This is a genomic window from Leucobacter luti, assembly GCF_050310065.1.
Taxonomy (GTDB): domain Bacteria; phylum Actinomycetota; class Actinomycetes; order Actinomycetales; family Microbacteriaceae; genus Leucobacter; species Leucobacter luti_B.
On sequence record NZ_CP190007.1, the window covers coordinates 388,591 to 409,785 of the forward strand.

A 21,195-nucleotide genomic window follows, 5' to 3' on the forward strand; every position below is an offset into this window, starting at 1 on the left:
CGCAGAAAAGGTAGGCATGGGTACGAAAGTCGCCATCATCGGATCAGGCAATATTGGCACCGACCTCATGTTCAAGGTCATGCGCATCAGCGATGATCTCGAGATGGGGGCGATGGTCGGCATCGATCCCGAATCAGACGGCCTGGCTCGTGCGGCCCGAGTCGGCGTGCCGACGACGGCCGAGGGCGTCGAGGGGCTGATCGGGCTTCCCGGCTTCGATGAGATCGAGGTCGTGTTTGACGCCACGAGTGCCGGGGCGCACCGGGCCAACGCGGCGGCGATTGCCCCCTTCGGCAAGCTGCTCGTCGACCTCACCCCTGCCGCGCTCGGCCCGTTCGTGGTTCCCTCGGTGAATCTCGACGCGAACCTCGCGGCGGAGAACGTGAACATGGTCACCTGCGGGGGCCAGGCGACGATCCCGATCGTGGCCGCCGTCGGCGCGGTCACCCCCGTGCTGTACGCAGAGATCGTCGCGTCGGTCTCGTCGAGGTCGGCTGGCCCCGGCACGCGGGCCAACATCGACGAGTTCACCGAGACGACCGCGCGTGCGATCGAAACGGTCGGCGGTGCGGCGCGCGGCAAGGCGATCATCGTGCTCAACCCCGCGGATCCGCCGATGATCATGCGCGACACGGTGCAGGTCATCACCGAACGGCTCGACGCCGCGGGCCGCGCGGCCGTCGTGGAGAGCGTGCGAGCGCGCGTCGCGGCCGTGGCCGAGTACGTGCCCGGATACCGCCTCAAGCAGGAGGTGCAGTTCGTGGACGAGGGTGCGTCAGTTGACATCCTGGTGCCGGAGCCGCTGCGTGCCGCGGGCTACACCCGCGTGCAGGTGTTTCTCGAGGTCGAGGGCGCGGCGCACTATCTCCCGGCGTACGCCGGCAATCTCGACATCATGACCAGTGCCGCCCTGCGCACTGCCGAGCATCTCGTGCGGCACCGAGCTGCGCGCCCGATCCCCCAGGAGGCCGCCCGATGAGCACAGAGATCTATGTCCAGGACGTGACGCTCCGTGATGGCATGCACGCCATTCGTCACCAGATGCCGCTCGAGCGCATGCGGGACATTGTGCGCGCGCTCGATCAGGCCGGGGTGCACGCGATCGAAGTCAGCCACGGCGATGGCCTGCAGGGGGGCTCGCTGACCTACGGGCCCGGCTCGCACACGGACTGGGAGTGGATCGAGGCCGCCGCCGAGGTGGTCGAGAACGCCGTGCTGACCACGCTCATGCTGCCCGGGATCGGAACGGTCGACGATCTCCGGCGCGCCTACGATCTCGGCGTGCGCTCCGTCCGCGTGGCCACGCACTGCACGGAAGCCGATGTTGCGAGGCAGCACATGGAGTTCGCCCGCGAGCTCGGCTTCGATGTCGCAGGGTTTCTCATGATGAGCCACCTCAACGAGCCGGGGCCGCTGGCCGAACAAGCTAAGCTTATGGAGAGCTACGGCGCGCAGTGCGTCTACATCACCGACTCGGGGGGACGCCTGACGACCAACGGGGTGCGCGACCGCGTCCGGGCCTACCGCGACGTGCTCGACGAATCGACGCAGATCGGGATCCACGCTCACCAGAACCTCTCGCTGGCGGTGGCCAACAGTATCGCGGCGATCGAGGAGGGCGCCTACCGCGTGGATGCGTCGCTCGCCGGGCACGGTGCGGGCGCGGGGAACTGCCCGATCGAGGCGTTCGTCGCTGTGGCCGAGCTCGAGGGATGGCCGATGCGGGCCGATGTCTTCGCGCTGCAGGACGCCGCCGACGACCTCGTGCGGCCGCTGTGGGATCGCCCCGTGCAGGTCGATCGAGAGACCCTGACGCTCGGGTACGCTGGCGTCTACTCCTCGTTCCTGCGGCACGCCGAGACCGCCGCCGAGGTATACGGCCTCGACGCGCGGGAGATCCTGCTGAAGGTCGGCGAGAGAGGGCTCATCGGCGGCCAGGAGGACATGATCACCGATGTTGCGCTCGACCTGCTCGCCGCGCGTGACGCGGCTCGCTGAGAGGTAACGGCACACCATGGGCGCTTCACCTGACGCACTGACCGCGGCGGCGACCGAGCTGCGCGAGGCCGAAGGCCTCCGCCGCGCAATTCCCCCGATCTCCGACCGGTTTCCAGAGTTCGAACTCGCCGACGCCTATGCGGTGCAGAGGATCAATCGAGACCTGAGGATCGCCTCGGGGGAGCGGATCGTCGGGCACAAGATCGGGCTGACCTCCGAGGCGATGCAACGGATGCTCGGCGTGAGCACGCCCGATGTCGGCTCGATCACCGATCGAATGGTGGTCGAGAACGGCGGGGAGTTCGCGCTGGACGAGCTCATCGCCGGGCACATCGAAGCAGAGTTCGCCTTCCGCATCGGAGCGCCGCTCAGAAGCGGCGAGCTCGATGCCAAGGCGCTGCGCGCGGCCATCTCGCACGTCGCGCTCGCCGCAGAGATCATCGACAGTCGCATTCGCGACTGGAAGATCGGCCTGATCGACACGGTCGCTGACAACGCCTCTTCGGCGCGCATCGTCACCGGTGACTGGCTTCCCGCGAGCGACGCCCTGCTCGACGCGCTTCCGGCACGGGTGATCCGCCTGCTCGAAGACGACGCGGTCATCGGCGAGGGGCCGGGGGCCGCCGTGCTGGGCGACCCGCTCGAGGCGCTGCTGTGGCTCGCTGGGACCCTGGCGGAGCAGGGCATCGCGCTCAGCGAGGGCGACGTGGTGCTCGCGGGATCGGTGCACCGCATGCAGCCGATGCGGGCGGGCAGCAGGTATCAGGTGGTCTCCGAGGGCTTCGGCACCGTCTCGCTGCGGGTCGTGTGAGCTTAGGCGGCCGAGAGACGCAGTGAATCAGGCCGCCGAGAGCCGCCGTGAGAGCGCGGTGGCCGCGTGGCGGATCGGGCCGGTGAGCTGCTGCGGATCGACTCGGGATCCCGGCGCGCCGACGGATATTGCCGCGCGGGCACCGCTGCGGTCGAAGACGGGGGCAGCGACGCACACGAAGCCCGAGACGGCCTCGCCGTGGTCCATGCCGAACCCGGCCGAGCGAATCTGCGCGAGTTCTCGGCGCAGCCCGTCGGGCGAGGCGATGGTCGAGGGGGTGCGCTGCTCGAGTCGGTGCGCGAGGTAGTTCTCGAGTTCGGCCTCGGGGAGGTGCGCGAGAAGGGTCTTGCCGACGCCGGTGCAGTGCGCGGGCAGACGGCCGCCGACTCGCGAGGGGAGGGGGCCGGCGAGGCTGCCGTCGACCTTCTCGAGGTAGACGACATCGGTGCCGTCGAGCACGGCGAGGTGCGTGGTGAGGCGGTGCGAACTGAGCTCGCGCATGAGCGGTCGCGCGAGATCCACGAGGCGGTTGTGGTGTGCGACCAGGGAGCCGATCTCGAAGATGCCGAGGCCGAGCCGGTAGTCGCCGTCGACGCGCTCGACCCAGCGCGCCGTGACGAGCTGCTGCAGGATGCGGTGGGTGCTCGACTTGGGAAGATCGGTGAGCCGCGCGATCTCGGCGAGGCCCAGTTGCGAGCGCGCACGGGAGAAGCTGCCGAGGATCGCGACGACGCGATCCACCATGGACTGTGACGACTCAAGCATGGTGCTCCCAAAGTTATCAAGCGAGCGCTTGTTTGCTCATCTTAGGCCTGATCAATAAGCTCGGGAAGCCCGCAAAATAACGAATCGGTGACGCCCGGATCCTCGTTCCTCGCCTCGTTCCGATCAGTGAGATGTCGACTATCGGTTGCCGATTCCGCGATCACATACTGGGGCACACCCCGAACAGAGAGGTTCGAATGACGACCGCACTCGACTTTGACAGCACACGCCGGACAGCTCATGTCGGCGAGCTGGAGATCTCCTATCACGAGGCAGGAACGGGCGAGCCGCTGCTGCTCCTGCACGGCTCGGGGCCGGGAGTAAGCGCGTGGTCCAACTTCGGCGCGAACCTGCCGGTGCTGGCCGAGCGCTTCCGCGTCATCATGCCCGACATGCCGGGCTTCGGGCGCACCGCGCTCCCCGAGATCGACGCGCTCTACTCGGTGTTTGCCTCGCGTTGGGTGGAGGGTCTGCTCGACGCCCTGGGCGTGGAGAGCGCCTACGTGATCGGCAACTCGATGGGCGGCAACGTCGCGGCCGAACTCGCGGATCGCAGCCCCGAGCGGGTGCGCAAGATGGCGCTGATGGGGCCGGGTGGGCTCGCCGTGAACCTGTTCGGGAGCGACCCCAGTGAGGGTGCGAAGCGGCTCTTCGAGTTCCTGAACGAGCCCTCTCGCGCGGGCATGCTCGCCTGGGTCGAGACCATGGTCGCGGATCCGGCGATCATCACCGAGCGGTTGATCGACGAGCGCATGGCGAATGCCCTGGCGCCCGGTGCGATCGAGCGGAGCTCCGCGATCTTTGCCACGTTCCGCGATCCGCGATTCATGACCGACCACACCCCGCTCTGGGCGCGCGCGGCGCGCATCCACACCCCGACGCTACTGATCTGGGGCAGGGAGGATCGCATGCTCCCCTACGAGCAGGCGCATTTCGCCGTTCGCCAGATGCCTGACGTGGAACTGCACACCTTCGCCCGCTGCGGCCACTGGGCCCAGATCGAGCGCAAGCAGGAGTTCGAGCGCCTCGTCACCGAGTTCTTTACCCGCTAGTCGATCACGCGCAGTGTTGCGCACCACCACATTCACAAGGAGCAAGATGATTTCGAAGATGAACCGTGCGAGGCGTGCCAGACGCCTCGCCTCCCTCGCCGCGGCGCTCGCGCTGCCAGCGGCGCTCATGCTGAGCGCGTGTTCCACGAGCACGGCCGCCTCGGAAGGAGGAGCGTCGCCGTCAGCCGCAGACGAGCTGGTCATCGGATCGAGCTACGAGCACGAGGGATTCGACCCGATGAACCCCGTCTCGGCCTCGGCCAACGGTGAGCGCCTCGTTTCGGTGCTCGACACCCTGCTGCGCGTCGCCCCCGATGGCAGCACCGTCGGCCAGCTCGCGGAGTCGATGGAGAGCAAGGACGGGCTCACGTGGACGCTCAAGCTGCGGGAGGGCGTCACGTTCACCGACGACACGCCCCTCGACGCAGACGCGGTGATCTACAACATCGAGCGCCACCGCGCCCCGGACTCGCCCTCGTCGAGCAAGCTGCTCCTCGCCGACCTCGTCTCCCTCACCGCCTCGGACGATCGCACGGTCGTGTTCATGCTCGGCAAGCCCAACTTCTCCTTCCCGTACCTCTTCACCGCGTCCGGCGCGCTCGGGCTGATCGGTTCGCCGACCGCGCTCGAGGCTGATGCGGAAGGCTTCAACCGCGCGCCGATCGGCGCCGGGCCGTACATCGTCGAGGAGTGGGTGCCCGATGACCACGTGACGATGACCGCGAACCCCGACTACTGGGCGGGTGAGCCCGCGGTCAAGACGCTGACCTACCGAGTGCTCCCGGATCCGCAGTCTCGTGAGAACGCACTCGTGGCCGGCGAGGTCGACATCGCGACCATCGCGGGCAACTTAGAGACCGTCACGAGCAACGACAAGCTCGTCGCGCACACCCAGGGTGCGCGCGGCGGAATGGCGCTGCTGCCGAACACCTCGGTGGCGCCGCTCAACGACCAGCGCGTGCGCACGGCGGTGCAGCTCGCGTTCGATCCCGCGAACTCCAAGCAGGTGTTCTTCGGCAGCTCGGACATCTGGGACGGCGCATCCGACAACTGCCTGCCCTTCGGCGCCGAACAGGCGCAGTGCGAGCCCAGCACCGTGAAGCACGATCTGGAGAAGGCGAAGAAGCTCGTTGCCGAGTACGTGGCAGACGGCAACAGCCCCGCGATCGAGATCCTGACCACGGCCTACCTGGGCTCGTACGGCGAGTACGTCGACCAGGTGCTGAAGTCGATCGGCCTCGAGTCCACGATCAACTCGGAGAGCCCCGCCGACTACATTCCGACGCTCTACGGCGGCAAGTACGTGCTCGGCATGTGGCAGATGGTGCCCTCCGACTCGTTCTACCCCCTGGGCTACACGATTTTCAGCAGCACCGCGCGCAACGTCATCCAGCAGCAGGACGCCGAGTTCCAGGCGGCAATCGAGGCCGGCGTGAACTCCGACACCCAGGAGGGGCGCGATGCCGGGATGCGGGCGATGCAGCAGGAGTGGAACGACAAGGCCCTCGTGACCTGGCTCAGCCCGATCCCCCAGGTGCTCGTCTCGCAGAAGAACGTCGATATGGGCGATGACTACCTCGGTGGCTTCGCCTTCTATCCGGCGGATATCACCGTCAGCTAGCCGCGTGGCGGGGCCACCAGCGTGGCCCCGCGCACCTCCCCGTCCCATCCAGAGAGGTTTCGATGTCATCGAGGACAACGACAGAGGTTCTGCTGACCGTCGCACCGCCCAGATCCCGCCGGCGCCTGTTCGCGCCGGCGGCCGCGCGGCCGTTCCTGCAGCGCACCGTGCACCTGCTGATCGTGCTCATCGGCGTGACCTTCCTGCTCTCGTTCATGCTGGACCTCCTTCCGGGCGACCCGGCGGCATCGATCGCGGGGGAGCAGGCGACCCCGGATCAGGTGGAGGCGGTGCGGCAGGAGCTGAATCTCGACAAGCCGGTTCCGGTTCGTTACGCGCTCTGGCTCGGTGATGCCGTGCGCGGGGACCTCGGGGTCTCCTATCGCACCTCGCAGCCCGTCGGCGAGGCCATCATGCAGCGCCTGCCGGTCTCCCTCGAACTCATGCTGCTCGCGCAGGTCATCGCGATCGCCGTCTCAGTGCCGCTCGCAGTGCTCGCCGCCTGGCGTCCCAAGTCGTTTATCGGGCGAGTGACCACGCCGGTGTCGACCCTTGCGATCTCCGTTCCCGAGTTCGTGGTCGCTCTGCTCCTCATACTTGTCGGAGCGATGATGCTCGGGTGGTTCCCCACCCAGGGCTTCGAACCGATCTCCGCAGGCCTGGGAGCGAACCTCGTCACGCTCGCACTCCCCTCGCTCGCGATCGCGCTCGAGCCGATGGGGGCGTACACGCGGCTCCTGCGCTCGGACCTCTCGCGCACCCTCGATCAAGACTTCATTCTCGCGGCGAAGGCAAAGGGCATGAGCGTGCCGAACCTGCTGTTCAAGCAGGCCCTCCGCCCCTCCTCGCTGTCCCTCGCCACCCTTGCCGGCCTGAACACCGCGCGCCTGCTGGGCAGCGTCGTCGTGATCGAGACGCTGTTCGGGATCCCGGGCATCGGGCGGCTGCTCGTCGAGTCCATCAACAACGCCGACATCATCACGGTGCAGGGGGTGGTCTGCGTGATCGCCGTTGCGTACGTGCTGGTGAACGTGCTCACCGACCTCGCCTACGCCGTGATCGACCCGAGGGTGCGCCATGGCCGATAGCTTCGAAGTCTCCAGCCCCGCTTCCCCCGTCGCAAACGGGCCCTCCCGTGGCCGCGGCGCACGGGGAGGCGCCGGGATCCGGCCACTGACGTTCGGCCGGCGCATGTCCCCCGCCGAGATCCTTGCGATTGTCTGGCTCGTGGCGATCGTGCTCGGCGCGGTGCTCGTGGACGTTCTTCCGCTGCCCGATCCCGACGAGCCCGACTACGCCGCCTATCTCCAACCGCCCAGCTCGCTGCACCTCCTCGGCACCGATGACCTCGGCCGGGATATCCTCTCCCGCCTCCTGCACGGCGCGCGTGTGTCGCTCGCGCTCGCGGCAGCCGCGGTGGCGGGCGGACTGCTCTTCGGCCTTGTGCTTGGCCTGCTCGCGGGGTACTTCCGCGGCTGGGTCGACCGGGTGATCGCGCTGATCTCCGACATCGTGCTCGCGTTTCCCGTGCTCATTCTTATCATGGTCGTCGTCGCGATCCGGGGGCCCTCCTTCGAGGGACTCATCATTGGCCTGGCCGTCGGCACCGCGCCGGGCTTCGCCCGCATGGCGCGTGCGCACACCATGACCTGGGCGCGGCGGGAGTTCGTGACGGCGTCGGCCGGGCTCGGGGCCAGGCATCCGAGGCTCATCTTCGGTTCCGTGCTGCCGATGGTGATCCCGCCGCTGCTCGTGTACGCGTTCATCATCGCGGCCGTGGTGATGATGGCGGAGGGCGCGCTGAGCTTCCTCGGCTACGGCGTGCCCCCGCCCTCGGCGAGCTGGGGCAGCATGATTGCCTCCGGGCGCAAGGTGATGCAGCAGGCCCCCTACGCCGTGCTGATCCCCTCGTGCGCGCTCATCCTGACCGTGATGTCGCTCAATGTGCTCGGAGATCGTCTCGACCGCAAGGGAGGAAGCCGATGACGGCACCGGCCGAAGCAGCGCTCGATGTGGTCGATCTGCGCGTGACCATCGACACGGATCGCGGCCCGATGCGCGTCGTCGACGATGTTCAGCTGCGCCTGCAGCCGGGCGAGGCGCTGGGACTCGTCGGCGAGTCCGGATCGGGCAAGTCCGTGTTTTCGCGCAGCGTCATGGGGCTGCACAACGAGGACTCCGAGTTCACGCTCGAGGGCACGTCCCGCCTCCTCGGCGAGGAGGTGATCGGCACACCCGCTCGCCGGCTGCGGAAGCGCTGGGGCTCCGACGTGTCGATCGTGCTGCAGGATCCGCTCGCCTCACTGAACCCCGTCAGGCGCATCGGCGTGCAGCTGACCGAGACGATCCGCCGGCATCGCCCGGGCACTTCGCCGAGTGAGGCGAGAGGGATCGCCGAGGACCTGCTGCGCAAGGTGGGCATCGCCGACCCGGCCAGGCGATTGAACGTTTACCCGCATGAAATGTCAGGCGGGATGCGGCAGCGCGTCATGATCGCGATGGCACTGAGCGGCGATCCGAAACTGCTCATCGCCGATGAGCCGACGACGGCCCTCGACGTCACCGTGCAGGCGCAGATCCTTGACCTGCTCGACCGGGAGCGCAAGGCGGGGCGAATGGCATTCGTGCTCGTCACCCACGACCTCTCCATCGTGGCGGCCCGCACCGATCGCGTCGCGGTGATGTACGCGGGGCAGATCGTCGAGGAGGCCCCGACCCCGGTGCTGTTCGACGGGCCGCGCATGCCCTACACGCGAGCGCTGCTCGACGCGGTGCCACCGCTCAGCGGGCCAACGCACGTGCAGCTTGCCGCGATACCGGGATCGCCCCCCGACCTCTCCGAGACTCCCCAGGGGTGCCGATTCGCCGCGAGATGCCCGATCGCACAGGAGCGCTGCCGCGCCGAAGCGCCACAGCTGAACCCGCTCGACGGCGCTCCCGAGCACCTGGTCCGCTGCCACTTTCCGCTGGATCCCGACACCCCCGCGAGGAGCGAATCATGAGGCGTGCAGAGCACGAGAGCGTTGCGGAGCGCGAGCCGGTGCGCACCGCCGAGCCCATTCTGCGCGTGCGAGATTTGAGCGTCGACTACGGCGCGATGCGAGCGGTCTCCCAGGTGAGCTTCGAGCTGCACGCGGGCGAGACGCTCGGCGTGGTGGGCGAGTCGGGGTGCGGGAAGTCGACGCTCGGGCGCGCGCTGATCCAGATGCCGCCACCGAGTGAGGGGTCGGTCGAGTTCGAAGGCAACGATCTCGCCGCCCTCACCGGCGCGGAGCTGCGCAAGCGGCGCCTCGACATGCAGATGGTGTTCCAGGATCCCCGCTCCTCGCTGCACCCGAAGCGCACCGTCGAGCAGATCGTTGCGGAGCCCCTCGTCATCTGGCGGCGCGGCAACCGCGCGTCGCGCGCCGAAGTCGTGGCGGAGGCCCTGCGAGCCGTGGGGCTGGACCCCGACATCCACGGATCGCGGCGGCCCGGGGCACTCTCCGGCGGCCAGTGCCAGCGGGTGGCCATCGCCCGAGCCTTGGTCGCCGGCGCGCGGGTGCTCGTGTGCGACGAACCCATCTCGTCGCTCGACGTCTCGCTCAGGGCCACGGTGCTGAACCTTCTCGAAGACCTGAAGGCCGAGCGTGACCTGACGCTCGTCTTCATCGCGCACGATCTCGCGGTGGTGCGCAACATCTCCGACCGCATCATGGTGATGTACCTCGGCACGGTCGTCGAGGTATCCGAGTCCGCAGAACTGTTCGAGGCGCCGCTCCACCCGTACACGCGGGCGCTCATCGCCTCGGTGCCGAGGGCCCGGGCTGATGGGGCGCCGTCGGCGCCAGCGATTCACGGGGAGCCGCCGTCGCCGCACGACATTCCGAGCGGATGCCGATTCCGCACGCGGTGCCCGCTGGCGACCGAGCTGTGTGCGCTCGAGGAGCCGGTGCTGCGGGACGTTCCGCAGCACTCGGGGGCGGAGCATCTCGTGGCCTGCCACTACGCGTGACGGCGGTGCGGGGGCGGGCGATTGGGAGCTACGACGATCGCCGAGCGGGGCTCCGCCCCCCTCACCCCACCGGGTGAAAGGTCAGCACCAGCTGGGCGTCCTCGAGCGCGTGGACCTCGTGCTTCTCCTGCGGGTCGGCGCGCACGAGGGCGCCGGCGGCGAGCTCGTGACTCGTGCCGCCGATGTCGAAGCGGACCCGGCCCGCGACCACGTGGATGAGCACCGGGGCGCCCGCGACGTGCTCCGCGAGGGTGGCGCCAGCCGGGATCGCGATCGTGCGCACGCGCAGGGTGTCGCCGTCGAAGACGCGGCCGACGCTCACGCGGCCCTCCGGCATGGGGGCGAGCGCCTGGAAGTCGGCGAGGCCCGCCGACAGGATGTCGAAGCCGGTTGCTGGGGTGGTCATGGAATCTCCTCGGTTCTGGTGCGGGAACGCCGGATGGATGCGCGCGCCCGCGGGTGCGGCCCCCATGCTCACAGTACGCGCACGGTCTTGCGGTCGAGCGTGATCACGCCCTCGTCCTGCATGCGGCGCAGCTCACGGAGCAGCGCCTTCGAGTTCACGCCGAGGTAGTCTGCCCAGTCCTGCCGGCTGTAGGGCAGCGCGATCGACCCCGTCTCATCAGGGGTGATGTCTTCGAGGGACATCAGGATCCTGCTGCGCAGCCTGGGCTCGGCGAGCAGATTGAGGCGCACGCTCAGGTGCACGAGCTTTCGCGACATCTCCTGCACGAGGTTCGCGTGCACCACGGCGGCCCCCGGGTGCGGCGACGCGACGAGGCGTTGCTTGTGGATGAGGAGGATCCGGGCGTCCGTGAGCGCCGCGATCTCGACGGGGGAGGCGCTGCCGCTCACGACGACGGCCTCCGCGAACGAGTCGCCGGGGCCGAATCGCTCGACGATCTGGGTGTTGCTGCCGCGGGGCACGGTCGCCTGCACGCTGCCGGCGAGCACGACCGGGAAGAAGGCCACCGTCTCGCCGATGCGAATGATGCTCTCGCCCTGCCGGTACCCCTGGGACGCGGCCTGCACTGATGTCAGCAGCTCACCGTGCTGCTCCGGATCGACGCCGGCGAAGACCCGCGAGCGCCTGGTCACCGGCTCAAAGCGTGAGACCACGGGCGATCCCTTCCGCCGCGAAACCGGTCGCGGATCCGGCCGCGCTCTCGGCCGCACTCCCCGCCGCCCCAGCCAGCTGCACCGTGCGCGCTCCGAGCAGCTCCGCGTCCTCGTCGCCGTGCGTCGCGGCAACGAGCGTGCGGCCGCCGAGCCGCGCGAGCAGGAAGTCGATGACCTCGCGCTTCGTCGCCGCGTCGAGACCCGTGAACGGCTCGTCGAGCAGCACGAGATCGCTCGGGAAGAGCAGCGCGCACGCGAGCGCCACGCGGCGGCGCATGCCGCCCGAGAGCTCGACCACGGGCTGGTGCAGGGAGCGCGCGGGCAGGATCTGGGCGAGCTCGGCGGCGATCCCGCGCCGTGAGACGCGGCGGCCCGGGTGCAGGAGCGCCACGTTCTCGACCGGGGTGAGGGGGTCGCTCAGCCGATCCTCCTGGAACATGACCGAGATCCTCCCCGGGCGCGCGCCCGTCACGCGGCCGGCGTCCGGGCGCTCGAGGCCCATCAGGATCCGGAGCAGCGTCGTCTTTCCGCCGCCGGACGGCGCGCGCAGGCAGATGCGCTCGCCCGCCGCGATGCGGAGCGTCAGCTCGTGGAACACCTCGTGCAGCCCGAAGCGCTTCGAGAGCCCGTCGATCCACACTTCGGCGCCGATGCGTGGCCCGCCAGGCAAGCCCGGCCCGCTCACGACGCGCTCCCGAGCAGGCCGCCGAACGGCCGCGACAGGAACCGGAGCAGCAGCATGACGAGCCGCTCGAACGCGACGCTGAGCAGCATCACGACGACGGTCCAGGCGAAGAGCGTCGGGGTGTCGAGGAACGTCTTCGCCGTGAACATCTCCCTACCGATCGACTGCGTGGTCGCGGCGAACACCTCGGCCATGATCCCGGCCCGCCAGCTCATGCCGACGCCCACCCGGCACGCGCTCGTGAGGAACGGCATGAACGCCGGCCGCGACAGGTACCAGAATCGCTTCAGGCGCGAGACGCGGTAGACCTCGGCGCGCTCGAGCTCCAGCCGCCCGACGGCGCCGAGCCCCGCCAGCATGCTCGTGTACACGAGCGGCACGACGATGAGGAACGCGAGCCACGAGGTGAGCGCCTGGCCCCCGAGCCAGATCAGCAGCATGATGATGAACGACACGACCGGGACCGTCTTCGCGACCGACATCACGGGCGCGATGAGCTCGCGGAACCAGGCGGCGCGGTGCGCGAGCAGCGCGAGCAGGATCCCGAACACGAGGGCGGCCGCGAAGCCGAGGGCGATCCGTCCGAGCGAGGCGCCGGAGATCGCCCAGAACTCCGGGAGCAGGATCTGCTCCGCGAGCGCCTGCAGGGTGCGGATCGGGCCCGCCAGCAGGAGGCGATTGTCGATGAGCCGGTCGGCGACCTCCCACACGGAGAGCCAGAACAGCACGATCGCCGAGCGCCAGGCGATCCGGCGCCAGCCGCGCCGGCGCCGAGTGCCCGCTGCGGGCGCGGGATCCGCGGCCGGTGCGAGCGGCGGCGGCGCGGCAATATCCCTACCCGCCTCGGCGGTGCGAGACGCCTCGATCGCGGCGACGAGCGTGCGCGGATCGGCGCCGCCGTCGACGAGCTCCCGGACCATGGGCAGCATCGCCTCGGGCACGACCCCGGCCGGCGCGTGCTCGCGCATGAGCGCAAGCAGCTCGGCGTCGCTCCAGGCGAGCTGGTGCCCGCGGGATCCTCCCGTGCCGGCCATCGCCTACGCCCTCCGCTCGGCGGGATCGAGGCCGCCGGTGAGCTCGCGCACGTCCGCCTCGAGCGCGCCGAGCGGCGGCAGGTAGTAGAAGTCGTCGCCCGGCAGCTCGCCGCCGATCGAGCGGGGATTCTGCGCGTGGATCGCCGCGAGGAACCCCGAGAGCGCGTCGCGCATGACCTCCCCCGTGAGGTTCACGAGGCTGCAGAACGGCATCGCCGCACGGGCGACGTCGTTGTTCAGGAAGGTGCCGAGCTCCTCCTGCACGGCGGCGGCCTCGGCGATGTGGTCGAGCGTGAAGTCGACCGACGCACCGGCCCGCTGCAGGTACTCGATGACCGCCGACTCGTGCTCCTCGAGGAACTTCCGGTTGACGATCGTGTGGGTCGTCACGGCCTGCGAGTTCGTGGTGTTCGTCGGCATGGCGTCCCACTCGGCCGTGAGGTCGACGGGGGCGCGGAGCCCCGGCACCATCGTGCGCGCGAGCTCGACGAAGGGCTGCGGCAGCACGGCGATCGCATTCGGCTCGTTCTGCAGCAGGTTGAGCACCTCGAACGGAGTCGCCCGGTACGCCATCGTGACGCTGTCCGCGAGGCCGTGGCCCTCGAGCACGGTCGCGATCGTGTACTCGGGGGTGCCGCTCTGCCCGATCGAGTAGACCGTGCGGCCCGCGAGATCGGCGAGCGAGGTGACGCCCGGATCGGTCGTGACGCCGTAGAGCACGCCCAGGTTGCCGATGCTGATCACCTCGACGCCGGTGGTGATGTCGGAGTTGTTGTAGAGCACCGCGCCGATGTTCGAGGGCAGCGTCACGATGTCGAAGTCGCCCTGGTTGAAGCGCGCCGCGAGCGCCGCGAAGTCCACCCCCATCAGCTCGAAGTCGAAGCTGTTGTGGGTCTCTCCGGCCTGCGCGGCGAGCAGGAAGCGGCTGAGGCCCATCGAGGGCGGGCCGAGGATGAGGCCGACGCGCACGCTCGTCGCCTCGGTCGAGCCCATCACGGCCCGCTCGCGCGGGGCCTGCGGATCCGCGCCCGCCGCGGGGGTGCGGCCCGTCTCGGCGCGCGGATCCGGCCCGGAGCAGGCGGCGAGTACCGTGGCCGCGCCGAGCGCGCCCGCCGCGGTGAGGAGCCTGCGCCGGGTGAGCGGGAGGTGCGGGTGGCACGGGAGGCGCGGGATCACCGGGCCGCCGGGCGCTGCGGGACTGTTCACTCGCTGGGCGCCGCGGGCTTCACCGCGACGATGCCGACGGCGATGAGCGCGTCGCGGTGGGCGGTGAAGGTGCGGCGCATGTCGAGCACCCGCTTCCGCTCGTCGGGCATGCGCAGCACGTTCCCGGCGAACTTCAGCGCGCCGCCGAGCCCCTCGTCGGCCACGATCCGCTTGGGCTGCAGGAGCCGCATCGGCGCGAACTGCGTCTCCTCGGTCACCTCGAAGCCGGCGCCCTCGAGCAGCGCGCGCCACTCGGTGTTCGTGAGCGGCCGCGCGTTCACCTTGATCGACTTCGCGAGCGCCATCTGGATCTCCCGCTTGATCTCCTCCGGCAGGCCGTCCGGGGTGAGGCCGAGCTCGTGGATTACGTAGCGTCCGCCCGGGCGCAGCACGCGGAATGCCTCGGCCATCATCGTCTGCTTCGCGCGGTCCGAGTGCATCGTGAGCATCGCCTCGCCGAAGACGACGTCGGTGCTCTCGGCCTCGAGGCCCGTCGCGGCGGCGTCCGCGTGCACCACGGCGCCCTCGAGCCCGAGGCGCTTGTTCACCTGCGCGACGGCGGCCGGATCCGAGTCGACGCCCCGGTAGCTCCGCGGCTTGCGCAGCACGATCTCGCGCGCGGTGTGACCGAGCCCGGGCGCGAGCTCGACGACGTCGTGCCCCTCGATCCGCGCCGCCTCGAGCATCCGCTGCGTGAGCTCGCGGCCGCCCGGCCGGAGCACGCGCTTGCCGAGCTTCGCGAGCAGCCAGTGGCCCGCCATGGTTGCGACCGGGCGATCCTGCTCCGGCAGGGCCGGCTGGGTGTTCGACATGTGGGTGGCTCCTTCGAGATGGGGTTGGGGATGATGTGGGCGCCGGGCTACTCGATGTCGACCGTCTCGCGACCCCGCCTCCTGAGGAGCAGGACCGTGCCGGCCGCGAGGGCGAGCGCGAGGCCGACGCCCGCGATGATCGCGAACTGCTGCAACTCGGTGCCGGATCTCGCGGTCTCCGCGATCCCGGAGCGCGACTCGCCGCCCTTCTCGACGGCGGATTTCGCCTCGCCGCCCGCCCGCGCGGCCTGCTTCGACTTCTCGTTCGCCGCGCGCGCCGATTCGAGCGCCTGCAGCGCGGCCTGCTCGTCGGCGGTCTGCGCGCCCGGCATCTTCGCGAGCGCGAAGCCGGGCACGATGCCGCCGCCCGAGGTCGGCACCCCGGCGAGCGTCACCTCGAACGATGCCGGCCAGGTGTGCTCGCGGGTGCCGCCGAAGATCGGGCCGCCGATGCTGTAGGCGAGGTCGCCGATCGTGACCGCAGCGGTCATCGAGCGCGAGATCGACGTCGCGCTCGGATCGATGCGCCCGAGGTCGACGGTGACGCTCGTCACCGCATTACCGCCCGAGGTGCTGACAATCCCGCCGCCCGAGAGGCTGCGAACGGTCATGATCCGGTCCTGGATCACGATCGGGACCGTGATCCTGCCGGTGCCGTCGGTCGCGACCGACAGCGTGGCGTTGCCGGTCACCGGGTCCTTCGGCGGGAAGGCGCCGTTCGTGAGGTGCGGCGACAGGGGCAGGCCGGTGGCCTCGCGGGTGAGCCAGATGTTCGAGCTCACGACGTAGTTTCCGGGAGCGAGCTGCGTGGCGGCCGTGCCGGGCGTCGGGTGCACGACGGGGGGCGCGACCGGGGCGACCGGCCGCACGACCGGGGCCGGCCCCGGCTTGGGACCAGGCTTCGGACCGGGCTCGATCACGGGCTTCGGGCCCGGCTCAGGATCCGGAACCTCGGTCACATCGCTCAGGCGGTGCGCGCTCGCGAAGTCGACGGCGAGGCTCAGATCCCAGCGCTTGTCGAGCTGCAGCGGGGCCGCGTACACGCCGCTCTTCGCGAACACGAGGTTCCCGTCGCTCGCGCCGAGCTCGATCACGAGGCGCGTGATCCGGCCGTCGGTGTGGGACCCGTAGGCCTTGCCGTCGCGCTGAGCCGAGACGACGGTGACGCCCTCGGGCGCCGCGCCGAGCTCGACGAGCGTGAAGGCCGGGTTCGGCACGTCGAGCAGCAGCGTGCGCGTGCCGTCCAGGCCGACGACGAGCCGCGCGTTGTCGCGCACCGGCGAGGTCGGGATCCCGTAGTTCGGGTCGCTCGGCGCGACGAGCGGGTTCTTCGGGTTCGTCATGTAGGCCGTGACGCCGAGGATGTCGTTCTTCTCACCCGGGACGAAGAGGTTGGCCGTGACCCGGTAGGTGCCGGGCTTCATGCCCTCGGGCACGGGCTTGTCCGCGACGGTGAGGGTGCCGCCGACGTACTCGAAGCGGTAGTTCGTGGCCGTGCCTCCCGCGGGCGTGAGCTCGTAGTTGCCGCCCGCGGTGAGGTGCTCGGGGCCGCGCACCTTCGGCGGGGTGAAGCCCGCCGCGTTCTCCGCGGTGTCGGCGCCGAGGAAGCCGGTGACCGTCACGGCGAGGAGCGGGCTGGCGCCTGCGTCGATCCGTTCGCCCGCGTAGCTCGCGGTGAGCGTCGCCTTGCCGATCTGCCAGGGCAGGCTCACCGGCTCGGTGGATCCGTCCTCCCAGACGAAGCCGTCGAGCAGCGTCGCGCGGGCGAGGTAGCTGCCGGCGTCGGTCGCGCTCGGGCGTGCGCTCAGCGCATAGCCCGATCCGGCAGCAACTCCGGTCTGCTCCGCCCCCGAGTAGACGAGGTTCTGCGCGGCCACGGGCTTCGCGACGGGCGTCGCCCGGTCGCGGACGACCGCAATGTACGCGATCTGGGTGCCGGCGGACTGCGCCGTGTCGATGTTTCCGTCCTTGCCCGCCGCGGCGTTCCACAGCGGAACCTGGATCATGGCGGCGGGGGAGTCCGCCGCCGTGTCCTTCGGGACGATGTCGAAGAGCGCGCTGGATCCGGCAGCCTGCGAGGGAATCTCCTGCGCCGCCGTGAGCCCGCCACCGACCGTGCCCGAGACGAGGAACACCTTGCTGTCCGGGCCGGCGACGGGGGCGGAGGCCGAGAGGCTCGTCTTGCCCCCGCCGAGCGGATTCGCCCAGGCGTGGTGCTTCGCGACGTTCGCACCGGGCACGTTCTCGTAGCTCAGGTCGAAGCCGAAGGTGAAGAGGCGGGCCTCGGGGTTCGTGAACCCGGCCCCGGCGAGCGATCCGGCGCGCGCGGTGAGGGTCGCGTCGGTCTCCTCCCCGAGAACCGAGGAGTAGGCGCCGAGCGAGTCGAGCGACGCGAAGTCCATGCCCGGGAACTCCCAGTCGACCTCGCCCGTGGTCCGGTAGGTCATCGTGGTCCCGAGATCGCTCGCGAAGCCCTTCGTGTGCTCCCAGCGCGTGGCCGACTTCGTGTCGACGAGCGCGAAGAGGCCGAGCTGCTCGGTCTCGAAGGTCACGGTGCCGTTGGCGTGGCGCGCCCCGGAGACGAGGGTGGCCTTGCCGTCCGCGATCCGCATCACGGTCGGCGCGGCGCCGGGGGCGGGGAGCTTCACCGTCGTGCGCTGGGCGGCGCCGAGGTCGATCGAAGCGAGCTCGATCGCGCCGTCACCGTGCGCGAGCCCGAGCTCCCAGGTCTCGAACTTCGGCATCGTGACGTACTCGGCCGCGATGGCGCGCTCGGCGCGCTGCGGGTCGCCCGCCGGGTGCTTCGCCGTGAGGGTCGCGCCCGTGAGGGCCGGGATCTTCGGGTCGCCGGCCTCCGCGGCCACCGTGACCTCCGCGCCCGTCGCCGCGTGCCGGTAGGTCTGGGTGAAGTCGCCGCTGACCTGGCGCACCGCGCTCGCGAAGTCGACGTTCAGGTGGACGTCCCAGTGCTTCTCAGTCTGCAGCGGCACGGGGTACTGCATGGCCCCGCCGAAGGTGTACTCGCCGCTGTGGTTGCCGAGCACGGCCGTGACGAGGGTGATCCGGTCGGGGTACAGCGGGTTCGGCGTCAGGTTGGCCCACGCGATCTTGCCGCCGCGCACGATGTTCTTGACGCGCAGGTCCGCGCCGTCACCGATCTTCTGCAGCGTGAAGATCTCCTGATTGAAGGGGACGTCGACCTCGATGGTCCCGTCCTTCGCCACCCGGAGCGTCGTGTTGAGCTTCTGGGGCTTGATGGGCGGGAAGCCCGCGTCGGACATGTAGACGTTCACCCCGATCGGGGCGTCCTTCGCCGCGACGTAGGGGTTCGCCGTCACCGTGTAGGTGCCCGGCGCGAGCTTCGCCGCCGAGGCCGGCGCCTCGCGGTTCTGGAGCGCGGAGCGGCCGGCCAGGAGCTCGGCGAGCGGGTCGGTCCCGGCGGAGGCGGGAGCGGGGGGTGCGATCTCGGGCGCGGGTGAGGTGGTTGGCGACTCCGGCGCCGGTGTCGATGCTGGTGCCGGGGCCGGGGCCGGGGCCGGTGCCGGATCCGGAGCGGGGGCCGGCGCAGGTGTCTCGGTCGGGACGGCGCCGGATCCGGATCCTGACCCTGAGCCCGATTCCGAGCCGGGGGCCTTTTCTCCCGCAGCTTCCTTGGCGCCGGGTTCGGTGCTCGTCGAAGACGGTGGTGCGGGGGCGTCGAGCGGCGCCGCGAGGGCGGCGGCCGGCGTGCCCGTGAGAAGGAGGGCGGTCACGGCGAGGCCCGCGAGCCAGGAGGTGAGACCGGGGAGTTTCGGCATGAAGAATCGCTCCGTTGTGCGCTTGAAAGTGGGTCTGGAGGCCTAGGCGGCCGCGCCGAAGTCGACGACGAGGTTCAGGTCCCAGGACTTGTAGCCCCGGTAGAGGAAGAAGTTCGCGTACTCCTGGCTGGGCGAGAAGGTCGCGACGGCGCTGCCACCCGCGAAGCCTGTGACGTCGAAGGTGACGGTCGAGATGCGGGATCCCGGGCCGCCGAACCCGGTGCGCCACGGCGTGGTCGCCGAGCTCGCGACGGACACCGCGCCGTCGGTCGAGGCGGCGGGGAGGGCGAGTACGCCGAAGGTGTTGTTCACGATGGGGACGGTGAGGAGCTTCGTGCCGTCGGCGCGGACCTCGAGGGTCGCGTTCGCCGAGACGGGCGTGCTCGGGTAGCCGAAGGGCGGGGCCGCCGGGTTCGTGACGTAGGCGTTCATGCCGATCGGCGTGTCCTTCGCGGCGACGTAGAGGTTCGCGGAGACGGTATAGCTGCCAGCTTGCAGGCCAGACTCGGCGTTGGCGGGCCCGGCGGCACCGAAGAGCGCGGAGGTCGCGGTGATGAGGGAGGCGAGCGCGAGCCCGAGGAAGCGGGAACGATTGGCGCGAGGTGTGCGTGACACGGAACTCCTTAGGCGCAGGATGGTGAGTGGAGGCCGGATTGCGGCGGGTGCAGGCCACTCTTCCATTCATCTGATGAAGTCAAGGTTGCCATGGTTACCTTATCCAAGGTGAGGCTTACCAAAGTTTGATCGGATGATGTGGGTGATGCGCTGCGCTGCGCTGCGTTCCGAGGGAGATCTGCGTTCAGCTTGACCAGTCGCCAGAATTCTTGAATTTGGACGCCGATTTCCCCGCGGGCGCTGCGCGCCCTTGACGCGACTTGTTACGCGGCGTAACATCAAGTTATGAAAAGTAACCAGTTGGTGGAGGTCCCGCGCGGCGGCGGCCGGATCGTCGTCGAGGTGTCCGGATCCGGGCCCCTCGTCCTCTGCATTCCGGGCATGGGGGAGTCGCGCGGCTCCTTCCGGCACCTGGCGCCGCTCCTCGTCGCGGCAGGCTACCGGGTCGCGGTCATGGACCTCCGCGGCCACGGCGACAGCTCGGCCGAGTTCGACGCCTACGACGACGCCGCGGGCGCGGGCGACGCCCTCGTGCTCATCGGGCCTTTCGTGCGGGATCACGGCTCGGCCGCGAGCCGAGCGCTGATGCGGATCCTGCTCGCGCGCCCCTGGGGCCCTGGCGCCTGGAAGGGCTACTACGGCTCGCTCTTCGGCGAGCGGCGGCCCGCGGATCACGCCGAGCACGCGGCCCGCGCGCTCGAGCTGCTCCGTCGACCCGGCCGCTGGCGCGCCTTCCAGCGGACGGCGCGCTCCTCGCACGCCGCAGCCGATGCGGCGCTGCCCGAGGTCGACGCCGCGACGCTCGTCGTGATGGGGGAGCGGGATCGCGACTTCCCGGATCCCGCGGCCGAGGCGGCGTGGATCGCGGCTGCCCTGCGAGGCGAGCGCCGCGTGGTGCCCGGCGCGGGCCACTACCCGCAGGGCGAGCAGCCCGATACGGTTGCGGGCATGATCATCCCCTTCCTCCGCGACGCGGCAGAGCGCGGAAGCGCCCGTGGCTGAGCGACTCAACCGCGCCGCAGTGGTCGCGCGCGCCGCCCAGCTCGCCGACGAGATCGGGCTCGAAGAATTGACGATCACGAAGCTCGCGCGGGAGCTCGGCGTCACCCCGCCGGGGATCTACCGCCACGTCACCGACCTCGCAGACCTCCGCCGCGCGATCGGCGGGCTCGCCGCCCGGGAGGCCGCCGCGGAGCTCGCGACCGCGTGCGCCGGGCTCTCAGGGGCGGCCGCTCTCGCGGCGCTCGCCGCAGCGTTGCGAGCCTGGGCGAAGCGACACCCGGCGAGGTACGCGGCGCTGCAGGAGGCCCCGGATCCCGACGACGCCGAGGGGAGCGCGGCCGCTGAGGCGCTCATCGCCGTAATGGCGACGGCGCTCCGCGCCTACGGCCTCGCGGGCGACAACCTCACGGACGCGATCCGCCTGATCCGCTCCACGCTCCATGGCTTCATCGCGCTCGAGGGCGGCGACGGGTTCAAGCAGCGGCGCAGCGTGGAGGCGAGCTTCGAGCGGATCGTCGCCGCGCTGGACGGGGTGCTTGTGGGGTGGGGTCGGTAGTCGGGTCCGTCTCGGGGCTGCACGGCTCGAGAGGGGCCAAACGCCCCGCCCCGTCGCACCCCGGTATGACAGAAAAGTTCATGCCCCGGCCTGATTCGCCGGGGCCCGCATTCCGAAATCGTTGAATG

Annotated in this window: 20 protein-coding genes; 11 read left to right on the forward strand and 9 right to left on the reverse strand. The window is 70.3% G+C overall.

Annotation, left to right across the window (positions count from 1 at the left end):
* The first annotated feature begins 16 nt into the window (after positions 1–16).
* Genes ACOPJ3_RS01800 through ACOPJ3_RS01810 form a run of 3 tightly spaced genes read left to right on the forward strand, consistent with a single transcriptional unit; the run spans position 17 to position 2,809 of the window.
* Positions 17–979: an acetaldehyde dehydrogenase (acetylating) gene (locus ACOPJ3_RS01800; protein WP_427870118.1), complete on the forward strand. Its 963-nt coding sequence runs from the start codon at positions 17–19 to the stop codon at positions 977–979.
* Positions 976–1,998, forward strand: coding sequence for a 4-hydroxy-2-oxovalerate aldolase (gene dmpG, locus ACOPJ3_RS01805; RefSeq protein ID WP_427870119.1), 1,023 nt, complete (start codon positions 976–978; stop codon positions 1,996–1,998). Before ACOPJ3_RS01800 ends, dmpG begins: the two co-directional genes overlap by 4 nt.
* A gap of 16 nt (positions 1,999–2,014) precedes the next feature.
* Complete coding sequence (locus ACOPJ3_RS01810) at positions 2,015–2,809, forward strand: 2-keto-4-pentenoate hydratase (RefSeq protein ID WP_427870120.1); 795 nt, start codon at positions 2,015–2,017, stop codon at positions 2,807–2,809.
* Positions 2,810–2,836: 27 nt separating this feature from the next.
* On the opposite strand, the gene ACOPJ3_RS01815 is transcribed toward ACOPJ3_RS01810, so the two are convergent.
* Positions 2,837–3,574, reverse strand: a complete 738-nt coding sequence (locus ACOPJ3_RS01815; protein ID WP_427870121.1) for an IclR family transcriptional regulator — start codon at positions 3,572–3,574, stop codon at positions 2,837–2,839.
* Between the two features lie 197 nt (positions 3,575–3,771).
* On the opposite strand from ACOPJ3_RS01815, the gene ACOPJ3_RS01820 reads away from it, so the two are divergent.
* From ACOPJ3_RS01820 to ACOPJ3_RS01845, 6 genes are all read left to right on the forward strand, one after another.
* Positions 3,772–4,626, forward strand: a complete 855-nt coding sequence (locus tag ACOPJ3_RS01820; protein ID WP_427870122.1) for an alpha/beta fold hydrolase — start codon at positions 3,772–3,774, stop codon at positions 4,624–4,626.
* Positions 4,627–4,672: 46 nt separating this feature from the next.
* Positions 4,673–6,247: an ABC transporter substrate-binding protein gene (locus tag ACOPJ3_RS01825; protein WP_427870123.1), complete on the forward strand. Its 1,575-nt coding sequence runs from the start codon at positions 4,673–4,675 to the stop codon at positions 6,245–6,247.
* A 62-nt stretch (positions 6,248–6,309) separates the two neighbouring features.
* A complete protein-coding gene (locus tag ACOPJ3_RS01830; RefSeq protein WP_427870124.1) occupies positions 6,310–7,335 on the forward strand; it encodes an ABC transporter permease in 1,026 nt (341 codons plus the stop codon).
* Entirely contained in the window at positions 7,325–8,233 is a 909-nt protein-coding gene (locus ACOPJ3_RS01835; RefSeq protein WP_427870125.1) for an ABC transporter permease, read from the forward strand. Before ACOPJ3_RS01830 ends, ACOPJ3_RS01835 begins: the two co-directional genes overlap by 11 nt.
* Entirely contained in the window at positions 8,230–9,249 is a 1,020-nt protein-coding gene (locus ACOPJ3_RS01840; protein WP_427870126.1) for an ABC transporter ATP-binding protein, read from the forward strand. The genes ACOPJ3_RS01835 and ACOPJ3_RS01840 overlap by 4 nt, the downstream gene beginning before the upstream one ends.
* Complete coding sequence (locus ACOPJ3_RS01845; RefSeq protein ID WP_427870127.1) at positions 9,246–10,241, forward strand: ABC transporter ATP-binding protein; 996 nt, start codon at positions 9,246–9,248, stop codon at positions 10,239–10,241. Before ACOPJ3_RS01840 ends, ACOPJ3_RS01845 begins: the two co-directional genes overlap by 4 nt.
* A gap of 61 nt (positions 10,242–10,302) precedes the next feature.
* Here the strand turns inward: ACOPJ3_RS01845 and ACOPJ3_RS01850 are convergent, their stop codons facing one another.
* The 8 genes from ACOPJ3_RS01850 to ACOPJ3_RS01885 all read right to left on the reverse strand — a co-directional run bounded on the left by ACOPJ3_RS01850 (position 10,303) and on the right by ACOPJ3_RS01885 (position 19,509).
* Positions 10,303–10,647, reverse strand: coding sequence for a cupin domain-containing protein (locus ACOPJ3_RS01850; protein ID WP_427870128.1), 345 nt, complete (start codon positions 10,645–10,647; stop codon positions 10,303–10,305).
* 68 nt (positions 10,648–10,715) lie between these two features.
* Positions 10,716–11,360: a Crp/Fnr family transcriptional regulator gene (locus tag ACOPJ3_RS01855; protein ID WP_427870129.1), complete on the reverse strand. Its 645-nt coding sequence runs from the start codon at positions 11,358–11,360 to the stop codon at positions 10,716–10,718.
* Complete coding sequence (locus ACOPJ3_RS01860; RefSeq protein WP_427870130.1) at positions 11,344–12,045, reverse strand: ABC transporter ATP-binding protein; 702 nt, start codon at positions 12,043–12,045, stop codon at positions 11,344–11,346. The genes ACOPJ3_RS01855 and ACOPJ3_RS01860 overlap by 17 nt, the downstream gene beginning before the upstream one ends.
* Positions 12,042–13,079: an ABC transporter permease gene (locus ACOPJ3_RS01865; RefSeq protein ID WP_427870131.1), complete on the reverse strand. Its 1,038-nt coding sequence runs from the start codon at positions 13,077–13,079 to the stop codon at positions 12,042–12,044. Before ACOPJ3_RS01865 ends, ACOPJ3_RS01860 begins: the two co-directional genes overlap by 4 nt.
* A 3-nt stretch (positions 13,080–13,082) precedes the next feature.
* Positions 13,083–14,285: a hypothetical protein gene (locus tag ACOPJ3_RS01870; RefSeq protein WP_427870132.1), complete on the reverse strand. Its 1,203-nt coding sequence runs from the start codon at positions 14,283–14,285 to the stop codon at positions 13,083–13,085.
* Positions 14,282–15,097, reverse strand: a complete 816-nt coding sequence (locus tag ACOPJ3_RS01875) for a class I SAM-dependent methyltransferase (RefSeq protein WP_427870133.1) — start codon at positions 15,095–15,097, stop codon at positions 14,282–14,284. Before ACOPJ3_RS01875 ends, ACOPJ3_RS01870 begins: the two co-directional genes overlap by 4 nt.
* Positions 15,098–15,144: 47 nt before the next feature.
* Positions 15,145–18,894, reverse strand: coding sequence for an MBG domain-containing protein (locus tag ACOPJ3_RS01880; RefSeq protein WP_427870134.1), 3,750 nt, complete (start codon positions 18,892–18,894; stop codon positions 15,145–15,147).
* Positions 18,895–18,936: 42 nt separating this feature from the next.
* Complete coding sequence (locus tag ACOPJ3_RS01885) at positions 18,937–19,509, reverse strand: hypothetical protein (protein WP_427870135.1); 573 nt, start codon at positions 19,507–19,509, stop codon at positions 18,937–18,939.
* Between the two features lie 285 nt (positions 19,510–19,794).
* On the opposite strand from ACOPJ3_RS01885, the gene ACOPJ3_RS01890 reads away from it, so the two are divergent.
* Together ACOPJ3_RS01890 and ACOPJ3_RS01895 are read left to right on the forward strand one after the other, a co-directional pair.
* Entirely contained in the window at positions 19,795–20,511 is a 717-nt protein-coding gene (locus tag ACOPJ3_RS01890; RefSeq protein ID WP_427870136.1) for an alpha/beta fold hydrolase, read from the forward strand.
* Positions 20,504–21,067: a WHG domain-containing protein gene (locus tag ACOPJ3_RS01895; protein WP_427870137.1), complete on the forward strand. Its 564-nt coding sequence runs from the start codon at positions 20,504–20,506 to the stop codon at positions 21,065–21,067. The genes ACOPJ3_RS01890 and ACOPJ3_RS01895 overlap by 8 nt, the downstream gene beginning before the upstream one ends.
* The last annotated feature ends 128 nt before the right edge of the window (positions 21,068–21,195 follow it).